At 69.4% G+C, this 12,941-nt stretch carries 11 protein-coding genes and 1 pseudogene; 2 read left to right on the top strand and 10 right to left on the bottom strand.

Going from position 1 to position 12,941, the window contains the following annotated elements:
* Window positions 1-905: 905 nt before the first annotated feature.
* Together ACIPSA_RS17945 and ACIPSA_RS17950 are read right to left on the bottom strand one after the other, a co-directional pair.
* On the bottom strand, window positions 906-1,541 hold the full coding sequence (locus ACIPSA_RS17945) for a tyrosine-type recombinase/integrase (RefSeq protein WP_402636648.1): 636 nt from the start codon (window positions 1,539-1,541) through the stop codon (window positions 906-908).
* Window positions 1,510-1,914 (bottom strand): FKBP-type peptidyl-prolyl cis-trans isomerase, encoded by a 405-nt coding sequence (locus ACIPSA_RS17950; protein WP_402635492.1) that lies wholly within the window; start codon window positions 1,912-1,914, stop codon window positions 1,510-1,512. Before ACIPSA_RS17950 ends, ACIPSA_RS17945 begins: the two co-directional genes overlap by 32 nt.
* Before the next feature lie 234 nt (window positions 1,915-2,148).
* Here ACIPSA_RS17950 and ACIPSA_RS17955 point away from each other — a divergent pair, with 234 nt between their 5' ends.
* Window positions 2,149-2,424 (top strand): hypothetical protein, encoded by a 276-nt coding sequence (locus ACIPSA_RS17955; protein WP_402635495.1) that lies wholly within the window; start codon window positions 2,149-2,151, stop codon window positions 2,422-2,424.
* Between the two features lie 51 nt (window positions 2,425-2,475).
* Window positions 2,476-3,153, top strand: a complete 678-nt coding sequence (locus tag ACIPSA_RS17960; protein ID WP_402635498.1) for an NUDIX domain-containing protein — start codon at window positions 2,476-2,478, stop codon at window positions 3,151-3,153.
* A 32-nt stretch (window positions 3,154-3,185) separates the two neighbouring features.
* On the opposite strand, the gene ACIPSA_RS17965 is transcribed toward ACIPSA_RS17960, so the two are convergent.
* The 8 genes and pseudogenes from ACIPSA_RS17965 to ACIPSA_RS18000 form a co-directional block, all read right to left on the bottom strand.
* The gene (locus ACIPSA_RS17965) at window positions 3,186-5,204 is read right to left on the bottom strand and encodes a beta-galactosidase (protein WP_402635501.1); all 2,019 of its coding nucleotides are present in this window, start codon (window positions 5,202-5,204) and stop codon (window positions 3,186-3,188) included.
* The gene (locus ACIPSA_RS17970; RefSeq protein ID WP_402636651.1) at window positions 5,201-6,520 is read right to left on the bottom strand and encodes a glycoside hydrolase family 36 protein; all 1,320 of its coding nucleotides are present in this window, start codon (window positions 6,518-6,520) and stop codon (window positions 5,201-5,203) included. The genes ACIPSA_RS17965 and ACIPSA_RS17970 overlap by 4 nt, the downstream gene beginning before the upstream one ends.
* A gap of 26 nt (window positions 6,521-6,546) precedes the next feature.
* Entirely contained in the window at window positions 6,547-7,443 is an 897-nt protein-coding gene (locus tag ACIPSA_RS17975; RefSeq protein ID WP_402635504.1) for a carbohydrate ABC transporter permease, read from the bottom strand.
* Complete coding sequence (locus tag ACIPSA_RS17980) at window positions 7,440-8,420, bottom strand: carbohydrate ABC transporter permease (protein WP_402635507.1); 981 nt, start codon at window positions 8,418-8,420, stop codon at window positions 7,440-7,442. The genes ACIPSA_RS17975 and ACIPSA_RS17980 overlap by 4 nt, the downstream gene beginning before the upstream one ends.
* On the bottom strand, window positions 8,417-9,730 hold the full coding sequence (locus tag ACIPSA_RS17985; protein WP_402635510.1) for an ABC transporter substrate-binding protein: 1,314 nt from the start codon (window positions 9,728-9,730) through the stop codon (window positions 8,417-8,419). The genes ACIPSA_RS17980 and ACIPSA_RS17985 overlap by 4 nt, the downstream gene beginning before the upstream one ends.
* 270 nt (window positions 9,731-10,000) lie before the next feature.
* Window positions 10,001-10,786 carry a GntR family transcriptional regulator gene (locus ACIPSA_RS17990; protein WP_402635513.1) on the bottom strand — a complete coding sequence of 262 codons (786 nt, stop codon included), beginning with the start codon at window positions 10,784-10,786 and terminating at the stop codon, window positions 10,001-10,003.
* Window positions 10,787-10,871: 85 nt separating this feature from the next.
* Entirely contained in the window at window positions 10,872-12,743 is a 1,872-nt protein-coding gene (gene iolD, locus ACIPSA_RS17995) for a 3D-(3,5/4)-trihydroxycyclohexane-1,2-dione acylhydrolase (decyclizing) (protein WP_402635516.1), read from the bottom strand.
* A 23-nt stretch (window positions 12,744-12,766) separates the two neighbouring features.
* A pseudogene (locus ACIPSA_RS18000) lies at window positions 12,767-12,883 on the bottom strand (5-dehydro-2-deoxygluconokinase); the annotation flags it as partial.
* Between the last annotated feature and the right edge of the window lie 58 nt (window positions 12,884-12,941).

Raw genomic sequence — 12,941 nt, forward strand, 5'->3', positions numbered from 1 at the left:
AGGTCCGGACTCGCCGCGGCGAGATTGTCCTCGGCAAGGGCGTGCAGGTGCAGACTGTCGGGTGCGGTCATCGTGCTGATCTCCTTCAAAGACTTGGTCGTCTTGAAAGATCAGCCGGTGGCCGTTCGTCTATGCGGGCACCATCCCGATGCCGGAGCAAACCCCCGGATCAGGTCGAACCGTACACCACTTCTCTGGACGCAACCCCGTAGTCAATGAGATGCGAGTCGGCCGCAAAGGGTTCCTGACCTGAAGTTTTGCTGGCGCGCATTGTGTGTGGTGTGGGCGTTACGGGCGATACCTTGACGCTGAAGTGACGTTCATTTGAGGCTAGTTCTGATGGGGGGTCAGGCGAGTTCTTGAGCTGGTTATGGCATCCGCATGAGCGGCCGCAGCGGGACGGTGCTGTACTGAAGAGGCAGTATTTCCCCACCCAGGGGGGCTGCATGTGTCCCTCGCCTCCTCCTGATCGGGACGCGTGGCGCCGTCGATCGAGCCCGTCCCGCCCGCCGCGGCCCACCCACCCGGTGGGTCCCCTACATTCACCTCGGTCCGGAGTAGCCAAACCAACCAAGGCGGCGACGGCGGACGTCTCTGGGGGCAAGGACCTGAAGCGGTGCTGAATGCCTTCAGGGAAGGTTCCTCTTGAGCCGCCTGTTTGACCGAGGGGGACGCCTCTCTGAGCAGACAACGTCGTTCGTCGTCCCCACTCTCGTGGGGACCAGTTGGGGACCACGCGGTGTGCGTGATGGTGCACGACGGAGCCTGCTATGCACATTATCCGCCCCGATTAAGTCTGCTATATCCAGAAAATACCCTTGACCCCTACTCCTGGGGGTCAAGGGGTCGCAGGTTCAAATCCTGTCGTCCCGACCATGCGGAAACGCAGGTCGGAGGCCGTTCTCTCATCCATGGGAGAGCGGCCTTTCGGGCGTTCGGGGGTGTGGTGGTCGCGGTGTGGTCGCACGCCCGAGCTTGGGTTGGCTCGCCGTGGTGCCGGTGGCGGGTGGTGCGGGGGAGTGGAGCTTGTGTAGGGCTTCGCGGAGGCGGTGGATGTGGTCGCGTGGTGGTCGCAGCCACGCCTGTCGGGGCGGGCGGTCAGCGGCTCGTGCGGCCGTTGTGGTGAGGGTGTGGTCGATGGTGTCGACGGCTTGGCGTGCGGCTTGTTGGGTGAGGTGGCTGTAGAGGTTCGCGGTGGTCGACAGGGTGGAGTGCCGCAGCGCCTTGGAGACCACGGTGAGCCGGACGCCGGCGGTGATCGTGATTGTGGCGGCGAGGTGCCGCAGGTCGTGGTCCGTGCCCCGGGGGACGCCGGCTTCCTCGGACAGTCGGCGGCGCCGGGCAGGCCGTTGAGGAAGTCGGTCGCCTTGTGGCCTTCGGCGGTCAATGAGTCGCAGCGGAACCGTTCGGACGCTGCGGAGGCGGAAGAAGGAGCGGCAGTGAGGAGAACGGCGGCGCCAACCCCGGCGGATGACGCAGCACGTCGTAGGGGAGGAGCGGCCAGGGTCACTAGGCGTTGCTCCACCCGGTTGTGCTGGAATACGAGTCCAGCAGGTCCACCACGAAGACCAGGGTCGAGCCCGCCGGGATCAACGGCGAGGGCGCCTGATTGCCGTAACCGAGACGCGGGGGAACGATGATCTCGCGCCGACCGCCGACCTTCATCCCCCTCACCCCCCGGTCCCAGCCCTTGATGACCTTGCCACTACCCAGGGCGAACTTGAACGGCTGACCCCGGTCCCAGGAGGCATCGAACTCCTTCCCGGACTCGAAGGTCACCCCGACATAGTGGACCCTGACCACCATGCCCGGCTTCACCTCAGCCCCGTCCCCGACGACCAGGTCCCGGATGGTCAGCTCGGTAGGAGCGTCACCCTTCGGAACGTCGACCTCGGGCTTCGTCAGTTCACTCATTGCAGCCTCATCACTCTCCGTCGGAAGCCGTCGCACGGACCAGCCGGGACAGATGGACACTCCATGCAGCAGATGGTCACGCTACCGAGAATGCCGGTCCCCGGAGCACACCAGACCCAGCGGTCACACGTGATGATCTTTCGCACAGCCGATGAACGCGACTGGCACGCACAGGTCACGCAGTAATTGCCAGAACGAGACGAGGTGCAGACGGCTGTCGGCACATTGCGAGACATGTCGACGAAACCTGCCGTCGACGTCTCCCTGCCGCACATCGTGCGCATCGCACAGGGAAAGGACACGTGGCTGTACTTCCAGCCGACGTTGTCCACCCGGGTCAAGACCGAGCGCGGGCAGGAGCCGCTGCGGACGAGCTTCTGTGTGGCGGTTTCCGAGGCTGCGGCCGCGATCATGCGCAGTGCCCAGCAGTACACGTTCCACGACTTCCGCAACGATGTGCCGAGCAGCGACGCCCGGAAGACGGGCTGCTACCCCCTGTCCCCGGTGTGAACTACCGGTGTGGACAAGACGGCGCAGGTCGTCGGTGATAGAGAGATGACCATGACCAACTCGAACACCGCCGGCATCGACACCCCGGACGGCCGGGGCCGCACCGGACTTGACCGGACCGGGCTGGACCTGACCGGCAACCCGCGGGTCAAGGTCCGGGAGGTGAAGCTCCTGTCCAGCCACTGGTACGTCGAACGGGCCACCACCTTCGACATCCGGCGCACCGACGGGACCTGGAGCACCCAGACGCGCGAGACGCACGACCGCGGCAACGGCGCCACCCTGCTGCTCTACGACGCCGAGCGTGAAACCGTGCTGCTCACCCGGCAGTTCCGCTTCCCGGTGTACGTCAACGGGCACCCGGACGGCATGCTGGTTGAGACGCCGGGCGGGCTGCTCGACGACGAGGACGAGCACCCCGAGATCGCCGTCCGGCGCGAGGCGGTGGAGGAGACCGGGCACACCGTCGGCGACGTCCAGCACGTCTTCGACGTCTATATGAGCCCGGGCTCCGTCACCGAACGCATCAGCTTCTACGCGGCTGCCTACGGCCCCTCGACCCGCACCCACGAGGGCGGGGGACTGGACGAGGAGGGCGAGGACATCGAGATCCTCGAACTGCCCTTCCGCAGGGCCCTGGAGATGATCCGCACCGGCGAGATCGCCGACGCGAAGACGATCATGCTGCTCCAATGGGCGGCGCTGGAAGGGCCGTTCGCCGTCTCCTGACGTGAAGCGGACTCCACGTCAGGAGACCGGGCTCACCGGTCCCGCGGCTCCCGCACCACGGCGATGTCGCCGGGCGCGACGGTGACCGTGCCGGGGAGCTCCTTGCCGGAGAGGAGCTCCGCGGCGCCCTTTGCGACCGGGACCTCCGCGCCCTTTCCTGAGTGGTCGATCACGAACACGTAGTCCGCGTCCGTGCCGCGCCGCCGGACCACCTCGACACCGGACGGGGCGCTGCGGACCGGCTCCACGCCCGCCTCGCCGCGGATGCGGTCGAGGAGCCCGGCGAGGGTGTCCGGGTCGGGGAGCGTCGCGACGTACCAGGCGGTGCCCGTGCCGTGCGCGTGCCGTGTCACGGCCGGGACGCCGGCCAGCGGGCCGTCCGTGTACGACGCGACCGCCTCGGCGCCTTCGAGACCCACCCGCTCCGACCAGAGCGTGCCCGAGGCGCCGTCCGGCACCGCACCGCTCAGGCCGACCGGCTCGCCGGGCAGCAGCGGGAACAGTTCGTCGGTGCGCACGCCCAGGGCCTGACGGAACGCGCCCGGGTAGCCGCCGAGGCGCACATGGCAGTTCTCGTCGACCGCGCCGCTGTGGAAGCCGACGGCCAGCGTGCCGCCCCGCTCGGCGTACGACGTGAGGTTCGCCGCGCCCGCGTCGTCGACGAGGTAGAGGTTCGGGGCGAGGACCAGCCGGTACGCGGAGAGGTCCGCGTCCGGGCGGACGAAGTCCACGGCGACGCCCGAGCGCCACAGCGGCTCGTACCAGGACCGTACGAGGTCCTGGTAGCGCAGCTCGCCGCTCGGCTGGGAGGGCAGCTCCACGGCCCAGCGGGCGTTCCAGTCCCAGACGATGGCGACCTCGGCGGTGCCGGTGCTGCCGCGCACCTCGGCCAGGGCCTTCAGGTCCGCGCCGAGCCGGACCACGTCCCGCCAGATCTGGCTGTCGGTCCCGGCGTGCGGCAGCATCGCCGAGTGCCACTGCTCGGCGCCCGCCTTCGCCGCCCGCCACTGGAAGTAGGCGATGCCGTCCGCGCCGTGCGCCACGTGGGCGAGGGCGTTGCGGCGCAGCTCGCCGGGGCGCTTGGCGCGGTTGACCGGCTGCCAGTTCACCGCGCCCGTGGAGTGCTCCATCAGCAGCCAGGGGCCGCCGGCGAGGGAGCGCATCAGGTCGCCGCTGAGCGCCACGTCGATCTCCGACTCCGGGTCGGCGGACATGAGGTAGTGGTCGTTGGCGACCACGTCCAGCTCCGGGGCCCAGCGCCAGTAGTCCAGCGCGTCGAAGTTGTCCATCACCATGAAGTTGGTGGTGGCGGGGATCGCCGGGGCCGCCGCCCGCAGGACGTCGCGCTCGGCCGTGTACAGCGACAGCAGCTCGTCCGAGCAGAAGCGGCGCCAGTCCAGCTGGTGCGTGGGGTTGGGGACGGCACCGGTGGCCCGGGGCGGGAGGATCTCGTCCCAGTCGTAGTACCACTGGCTCCAGAACGTCGTGCCCCAGGCGTGGTTGAGGGCCGCCAGGTCGTCGCCGTACCGGGCCCGCAGCCAGCGGCGGAAGGACTCCGCGCTGGTGTCGCAGTAGCAGGCCGCGTTGTGGCAGCCGTACTCGTTGTGCACGTGCCACATGGCGACGGCCGGGTGGTCCGCGTACCGCTCGGCCAGCGCGCCCGCGATGCGCAGGGCGGCCTCACGGTAGGCGGGGCTGCTGGGGCAGAACGTCTGGCGGCTGCCGTACGAGAGGGTGCGGCCGTCCCGGTCGACGGGCAGTGCCCCGGGGTGGGCCCGGAAGAACCAGGCGGGCGGGGCCGCGGTGGGCGTGGCCAGGTCGGCGGCGATGCCGTTCTCGTGCAGCAGGTCCAGGATCCGGTCCATGCGCGAGAAGTCGTACACGCCCTCGGACGGCTCCATCAGCGCCCACGAGAAGATCCCGACGCTGACCATGTTCACGCCCGCCTCGCGCATCAGGCGTACGTCCTCGGCCCACACCTCCTCGGGCCACTGCTCGGGGTTGTAGTCGCCGCCGTAGGCGAGGCCGGGGACGGACAGGGTGCGCTTCATCGGGTGGCTCCCGCGGAGGTCAGGAGGCGGCGCGTGGTGTCCACGCCCCACCGGTCGAGGGACAGCAGGCGGTCGCTGGAGGCCATCAGACCACCGGTGGCCTCGACGTGCGCGGCCCAGCGCTCACGGGTCTCCACCGCCGGGCGGGCCATGAGGCAGTCGGGGTCGTTGACCCAGAGCCGCCCGTGCTGCCACTGGCGGCCGGCTCCGGTGAACTCGGCCGGGTCCTGGCCGGGCTGGCTGAAGTCGTCGGCCTCGGGGCGGCGGTGCGGGGCCGTGTCGGGGCTGACCCGCATCGCGTCGAACAGGCCGATGGACGGCAGGATCGGCGCGCCGCAGCCCAGCAGGTAGGCGTCGGCGCCGATGGCCTCGCGGATCAGGGCGATGCCGCTGCGGTACGCGGTCAGGGCGTCCGCCCCCGAGTGCCGTACTCCTTCCAGGGCGCCCGCGTAGAGGAAGTCGACCTTGAAGTAGTCGTAGCCCTCGGCGCGCAGCGTCGCGAAGACGTCGCTCAGGTACGCCGCGGCCGCCGGGTGGGTGGTGTCCAGGGCGTACAGGTCGTGGCCCCAGTTGCGGCCCGCGCGCAGCGGGTCGCCGTCGGCGTCGCGGACCAGCCACTCGCGGTGCTCCGCGGCGAGTGCGCTCTCCGGGGCGACGAGGAAGGGGGCCGTCCAGATGCCCGCGCGGCGGCCACGGGCCCGGACGGCGTCCGCGATGCCCTCGCGGGAGCGGAAGCGGCCCGAGAGGGTGAGCCAGTCGCCCAGCGCGCTCTGGTAGCCGTCGTCGATCTGCACGACGTCGATCGGCAGGTCGAGGGTCTCCATCGCGCGCAGGTTCTCGTGGATGTCGTCCTCGGTCACGGCGGTGAAGTACTCGTACCAGGAGCACCAGACCGTCGGCGCCGGACGCGGGGCGGACAGAGCGAGGCCGTCCGCCCACTGGGCCAGCACCTGCTGGATGCCGGTGCCGGTCCACTCCTTGACCGGTCCGTCCGCCTCGACCCCGGCGTGGCCGTCCCGGACGGTCAGCCTGATCGACGGCACCTCGTGCAGCGGGTCCGCCGCCGCCCACAGCCGGACCGGGGAGCCGTCGCCGGGGTCGAGTGCGAGCAGGCCCTCGCCCTGGAAGACCCCGGCCGGCACGGTGCGGCCGGGGCGGTAGCAGACGGTCGCCCAGTTGTCGTTCGTCGGGCGGTACGGGGTCGCGTCGAGGGCGTAGGTGCCGCTGGGGCTCCAGGACTGCCAGCCCTCCTCGTGGACCCGGGCGCGACGCGGGTCCACGAGGACCGAGGCGACCGGGGTGAACGGGTTGTGCACGGGGTTCTCTTTCACGTGGAGCCGGGTCAGCCCTTGTTGGCGCCCAGGGTCAGACCGCTGACGAACTGCCGCTGGAGCGCGAAGTACACGACGAGCGTGGGGATCGCGGTGAGCAGGGCGCCGGCGGCGACCAGGTTGGGGTCCGTGAAGTACTGGCCGGAGAGGTTGTTCAGGGCCGAGGTGATCGGCATGTTCTCGCCGGTCGAGATCAGGACGAGGGCCCAGAAGAAGTCGTTGTAGATCCAGATCGACAGCAGGGTCGCCAGGGCCGCCATCGCCGGCTTGCACAGCGGCAGCGTGATCTGCCAGTACAGCCGCCACACCGAGGCGCCGTCGACGAGCGCGGCCTCGGTCAGCTCGTGCGGCAGCGAGCGCATGTAGTTGCTCAGCACGAAGGCGCAGAAGCCGGACTGGAACGCCACGTGGATCAGCACCAGGCCGAGCGCGGAGTCGTACAGCTTGCCGCTCGCCGTGATGCCCGGCAGGTCGGTGAGCAGGTACAGCCGGTACAGCGGGGTGATGATGACCTGCTGCGGAAGCAGGTTGCCCGCCGTGAAGACCAGCAGCAGCGCGAGGTTGAGACGGAAGTCGAAACGGCTGACGTAGAAGGCGACCATCGACGACAGGAACAGCGTGATGAGCACGGCCGGCACCGCGATCAGCAACGTGTTGCCGAAGTAGTGCGTCATGTCCGACTGTTCGAACGCGTTCTTGAAGTTGTCGAAGCTCAGCGTGTCCGGCCAGGACACATAACCCTTGGTGCTGGTCTCGCTGTACGGGCGCAGGGCCGAGAAGACCGCCCACAGCAGCGGGGCGAGCCAGGCCAGCGCCGTGCCGGCGAGGAAGACGTGCAGCAGCACTCGGGCGGGGCGGACGGGCGTGCGCTGTTTGAGCGCGCCGGTCGCGAGGGTGGGGGCGCTCACGATCGCCGCTCCTTCCGGAAGGTCGCGATCAGGTACGGGATGATCACGATGAGCGAGATGACCAGCAGGACCACCGCGATCGCCGAGCCGTAGCCGATGCGGCTGGACTCACCGATGATGTTGTTGGTCACCAGGATCGACAGCAGCTCGGTTCCCTGGGCTCCCTTGTTGAACACGAACACCAGGTCGAAGGCGCGCAGGGCCTCGATGATGGTGACGACCAGGACGACCGTGTTGGTGGGGCGCAGCGTCGGGAAGATGACGCTCTTGAACGTCTGCCACTCATTGGCGCCGTCCAGGGCCGAGGCCTCGCGCAGGGACGGGTCCACGCCCTTCAGGCCGGCCAGGTAGAGGATCATCATGTAGCCGGTGTGCCGCCAGGATGCGGCGATCAGGACGGCCCACAGGTTGAGGTCCGGGTCGCCGATCCAGTCGATGTAGTGGCCGGGCTTGTTGGCGCCGATCAGGCTGTTGATCAGGCCCGTGTCCGGGTTGTAGACGAGCTGCCAGACGAAGCCGATGCACGCCATGGAGATGACGACCGGCAGGAAGAACGCCGTCTGGTAGACGCGGCTGAAGCGGATCTTCTTGTCCAGCTGGACGGCCAGGAACAGGCCGAGCGGCGTCGGGATGAGGATGAGGACGACGAACCAGATGATGTTGTGCTGGACGGCCGGCCAGAACTGGGGGTTGTTGTCGAACAGGTCCTTGAAGTTCTGCAGGCCCACCCATTTGATCGAGTCGAAGCCGATGCCGTCCCAGGTGGTGAAGGCGAGGGCGATCGAGGCGAGGGCGGTGACCCAGACGAGGATCACGTGCAGGATCGTCGGAACGCCCGCCATGAAGGCGAGTGTGATCCGGTCACGGCGGGTCAGCAGGCGCCGGTGGCCCTGCTTGACCCGCTTCTTCTCAGGCGCGGGGCCCGGAGGCGGCACGGCGGCCGCCTCCGGGTTCTTCGTGGTGGTGTCCATGCTCATGAGGAGGCGAAGATCGTCTTCTTCTGGCGCTCGATCTGGGACAGCAGAGTGTCCACGCCCTTGGGGTTCTGGATGAACTTCTGCAGCGCGGGTTGCATCACCGTGGAGGTGAAGTCCGGCCGGCTGTCGCGGTCCATGAACTGAGTGAGGCTCTTGGCGTTGCTGATCATGTCGTACGCCTTCTTCTGCAGCGCGGTGTACGAGGAGGTGTCCGCCTTGCTGGAGGCGGCCACCACGCTGGAGTCGGCCTTGAGGTAGATCTGCTCGGCCTCCGGGGTGCCCAGGTACTCCAGGAGCTTCACGACACCGTCGTGGTTCTTCGGGGCCTTGCTCACCATGAAGCCGTCGGTGGGCGCCTCGACGGTGTCCTGGCCGAACGCGGAGTTGATCTCCGGGAAGGCGAAGAAGTCGAGGTCGTCCAGGTCCGCCTTGTTGGTGAACTGCTGGGCCACGAAGGAGCCGAGGAGGTACATGCCGGCCTTCTTGGACACCAGGGTCTGCGCGGCGTCCTGCCAGGTGCGGCCCATGGCGCCGTCCTGGTGGTAGGGGAGGAGCTCGGCCCAGTGGTCGAAGGCCGCCTTCACCTTGGCGTCGGTCCAGGACGCCTTGCCGCCCATCAGCTCGACGTGGAAGTCGTAGCCGTTGAGGCGGAAGTTGATCTGGTCGAAGGTGCCCATCGCCGGCCAGGCGTCCTTGTCGCCGAAGGCGATCGGGACCAGGCCGTCCTTCTTCATCTGCTTGCACAGGGCGACCAGCTGGTCCCAGGTGGTGGGGACCTCGTAGCCGTGCTGCTTGAAGACGCTCTTGCGGTAGAACAGCGCCCACGGGTACGTGTACAGCGGCACGAAGTAGTACTTGCCGTCCTCGCCCTTGCTGAGCTTCTTCATCGCGTCGGGGAAGTTGTCCCCGATCTTCGCCCACACGTCGTCGATCGGCGTGGCGAGCTTCTTGGCCGCGAAGAACTGCATGCGGTACCCGGCGAACCAGTTGAACACGTCGTCCGGCGTGCCCTGCAGGTAGGAGTTGATCTGCTCCTGGAAGGTGTTGTGGTCCTTCGTGTTGACATCGACCGCGAGGCCGGACTGCTTCTTGAAGGCCGCGTAGATCTCGGCGAAGGCCTTCTTCGGCACGGCGTCGGACGCGTTGGAGCCGAGGGTGACGGTCTTCGGGTCGGAAGAGGCGCCGCTGCTGCCACAGGCGGACAGCAGGGGTATGCCGGCGCCGGCGAGGACGGCTGCTCCGCCGACTCCACGCAGCAGGGAGCGACGGCTGGGACCCGGGACCGAGAGACCGGAGGGCGAGAGGCGCATGGCGGCTCCTGTCAGGCAGGGGTTCGGTCTAGGGGAGAGCCGGCTTCCGAAAGGTCCTCGAAACCGATCAGAAACCAACTCGACCGAACATCGTGGGCGTAATAACAGCCCCATGTCCGTGCATGCGTCAATACCTCACGTCCCTCTCATGCGTCTCTTGCCCGAAACGTAATCGACACGATCACCAGCAAGTTCGTTCAGAAACCAACAGCCCCCTCGGCCCCCGGGGCGCGGGGGCTCCGGGGGCTGAGGGGGAGGGGGTGCTTCCGGTTACGGCCTGACCAGTAGCTGGAAGTCGAACGCGTACCTCGACGCCCGGTAGATGTGCGTCCCGTACTCGACCGGACGGCCCGTGTCGTCGTACGCCGTGCGCTGCATGGTGAGCAGCGCGGCGCCCTCCTTCTCGTCCAGGCGGGTGGCCTCCTCGGCGGAGGCGCAGCGCGCGCCGATGGTCTGGCGGGCGCTGTGCAGGGTGATGCCCGCCGAACGCATCATCCGGTACAGACCGGTCGACTCCAGGCGTTCCGTGTCGAGTTCGAGCAGGATCGTGGGCAGGTGGTTGCACAGGAACGCCACGGGCTGGCCGTGGGCGCAGCGCAGTCGCTCCAGGAGCGTGACCTCGCTGCCCTCCGCGACGTCGAGGGCGGCGGCGACGTCGGCGGTCGCCGGTACGACCTCGTTGCGCAGCACCCGCGTGGTCGGTCCCTGCCCGGCCGACTCCAGGTCGTCGTAGAGGCTGCTGAGCTCCAGCGGCCGTTTGACCTGGCTGTGCACCACCTGGGTACCGACGCCGCGCCGGCGGACCAGGAGGCCCTTGTCGACCAGGGACTGGATCGCCTGGCGGACCGTGGGCCGGGACAGGCCCAGGCGTACGGAGAGGTCGATCTCGTTGCCCAGGAGGTTTCCCGGGGCCAGTGCGCCGTGCTCGATGGCCGCCTCCAGCTGCCGGGCGAGCTGGTAGTACAGCGGCACCGGACTGGCGCGGTCCAGGGCGAAGTCCAGGGAGTCGAGCGCGGAGACGGGCACGGGACGGGCGTGGTCACCGGTTCTCGCCACCGGGGCACCTCCTTCCGAAGCGCGGGGACGTCAGATGCGGCGGGTGGGGCCGAGGTTCATGTGCGGGCCTTCCGGGTGGGGGAGCTCAGAGGTGCCGGCGGCGGCCGGCGACCTGGACTTCGTAGTTCTCGCGGGCCCGTACGGCTGCCTCGCGGGACGCGGTCCCGGCGACCGGCACGTCCCACCAGGCCTCGGCCGGCGGAGCGGTGGGGGACGGGTCGGTCTCGACGTACACGCAGGTCGCCCGGTCGGAGGCGCGAGCGGTGCCGAGCGCCTCGCGCAGCTCCCGCACGGTCTTGGCCCGCAGGACGTCCATGCCGAGGCTGGCCGCGTTGGCGGCGAGGTCGACCGGCAGCGGGGGGCCCGAGAAGGTGCCGTCGGCGGCCCGGTACCGGTACGCCGTGCCGAACCGCTCGCCGCCCACCGACTCTGACAGACCGCCGATCGAGGCGTACCCGTGGTTCTGGATCAGGACCAGCTTGAGCGGCAGCCCCTCCTGGACGGCGGTGACGATCTCGGTCGGCATCATCAGGTACGTGCCGTCGCCGACCAGGGACCAGACCACGGTGTCCGGGGCGGCCTGCTGGACGCCGATGCCGGCCGGGATCTCGTAGCCCATGCAGGAGTAGCCGTACTCCAGGTGGTACTGGCGCGGTGAGCGGGCCCGCCACAGCTTGTGCAGGTCGCCGGGGAGCGAGCCCGCCGCGTTGATCACCACGTCGTCGTCGCCGACCACGGCGTCGAGGGCGCCGAGCACCTGGGTCTGGGTGGGGACCGCGTCCTCGGCGTCGGCCCGGTAGGCGGCCTCGACCACCTGCTCCCAGCGCTCCTTGCCCGCCCGGTACGCGTCCACGTACGCCGGTGCCACGCGGTACCCGGCCAGCGCCTCGCCGAGCGCCTCCAGGGCGGCCCTGGCGTCGGCCACCACGGTCCGGGCGGCCAGCTTGTGGGCGTCGAAGGCGGTGATGTTCAGGTTGAGGAAGCGGACGCCGGGGTGCTGGAAGAGCGTGCCGGAGGCCGTGGTGAAGTCCGTGTACCTGGTGCCGACCCCGATGACCAGGTCGGCGGTGCGGGCGAGGTCGTCGGCGACCGCCGTGCCGGTGTGGCCGATCCCGCCCAGGTCGGCGGGGTGGTCGTGGCGCAGGGAGCCCTTGCCCGCCTGGGTGGAGGCGGCCGGGATGCCCGTGGCGTCCACGAAGGCCTTCAGCGCGTTCTCGGCCTCGCTGTGGTGGACTCCGCCGCCCGCGACGATCAGCGGGCGCTCGGCGGCCCGGACGGCGCGGACCGCCTCGGCCAGCTCCACCGGGTCGGGAGCGGGACGCCGTACCCGCCAGATCCGCTCGGCGAAGAACTCCTCGGGCCAGTCGTACGCCTCCGCCTGCACGTCCTGGGGCAGCGCCAGGGTGACGGCGCCGGTCTCGGCCGGGTCGGCGAGCACGCGCATGGCGTTCAGCGCGGAGGGGACGAGCGCCTCGGGGCGGGTGACGCGGTCGAAGTACCGGGACACCGGGCGCAGGGTGTCGTTCACGGAGACGTCCGCCTCGACCGGGTGCTCCAGCTGCTGGAGCAGCGGGTCGGCGGAGCGCGTGGCGAAGTAGTCGCCGGGCAGGAGCAGGACCGGCAGGCGGTTGACGGTGGCCAGGGCCGCGCCCGTGACCAGGTTCGTCGCGCCGGGGCCGATGGACGTCGTCACCGCCTGCGCGGAGAGCCGGTTGAGCTGGCGGGCGTAGCCGACCGCCGCGTGCACCATGGACTGTTCGTTGCGACCCTGGTGGTACGGCATGTCGTCGGCGTACTCGACGAGCGCCTGGCCGATCCCGGCGACGTTGCCGTGGCCGAAGATGCCCCAGGTGCCGGCGATCAGCCGGTGCCGTACGCCGTCGCGCTCGGTGTACTGGGCGGACAGGAACCGGACCAGTGCCTGGGCGACGGTCAGACGGACGGTGGTCGTGCTCATCAGGGCCTCTCGGGTGCGGTGGCGAACTTGCCGAAGGTCTCCACCCGGGCCAGGGGTACACCTGTTTGGAACGGGTAGAGATCGACTTCGATGCGGCCCGTCGTGATCGGATCGAAGGGCTGCGCTGCTGTCCTGGCCATGCGCTCAGGTGTAGGGCGCGGCGGGTGGCACTGTCAATAGTTTGTACTTACATTCGGA

It is taken from the genome of Streptomyces sp. NPDC086549 (assembly GCF_044746205.1).
Taxonomy (GTDB): domain Bacteria; phylum Actinomycetota; class Actinomycetes; order Streptomycetales; family Streptomycetaceae; genus Streptomyces.

Excerpts from the sequence above, each read along its gene's own strand:
- ACIPSA_RS17950 (WP_402635492.1), bottom strand. The coding sequence starts at position 1,914 with ATGAGTGAACTGACGAAGCCCGAGGTCGACGTTCCGAAGGGTGACGCT.
- ACIPSA_RS17955 (WP_402635495.1), top strand. The coding sequence starts at position 2,149 with ATGTCGACGAAACCTGCCGTCGACGTCTCCCTGCCGCACATCGTGCGC.
- ACIPSA_RS17960 (WP_402635498.1), top strand. The coding sequence starts at position 2,476 with ATGACCAACTCGAACACCGCCGGCATCGACACCCCGGACGGCCGGGGC.
- ACIPSA_RS17965 (WP_402635501.1), bottom strand. The coding sequence starts at position 5,204 with ATGAAGCGCACCCTGTCCGTCCCCGGCCTCGCCTACGGCGGCGACTAC.
- ACIPSA_RS17980 (WP_402635507.1), bottom strand. The coding sequence starts at position 8,420 with ATGAGCATGGACACCACCACGAAGAACCCGGAGGCGGCCGCCGTGCCG.
- ACIPSA_RS17985 (WP_402635510.1), bottom strand. The coding sequence starts at position 9,730 with ATGCGCCTCTCGCCCTCCGGTCTCTCGGTCCCGGGTCCCAGCCGTCGC.
- iolD (WP_402635516.1), bottom strand. The coding sequence starts at position 12,743 with ATGAGCACGACCACCGTCCGTCTGACCGTCGCCCAGGCACTGGTCCGG.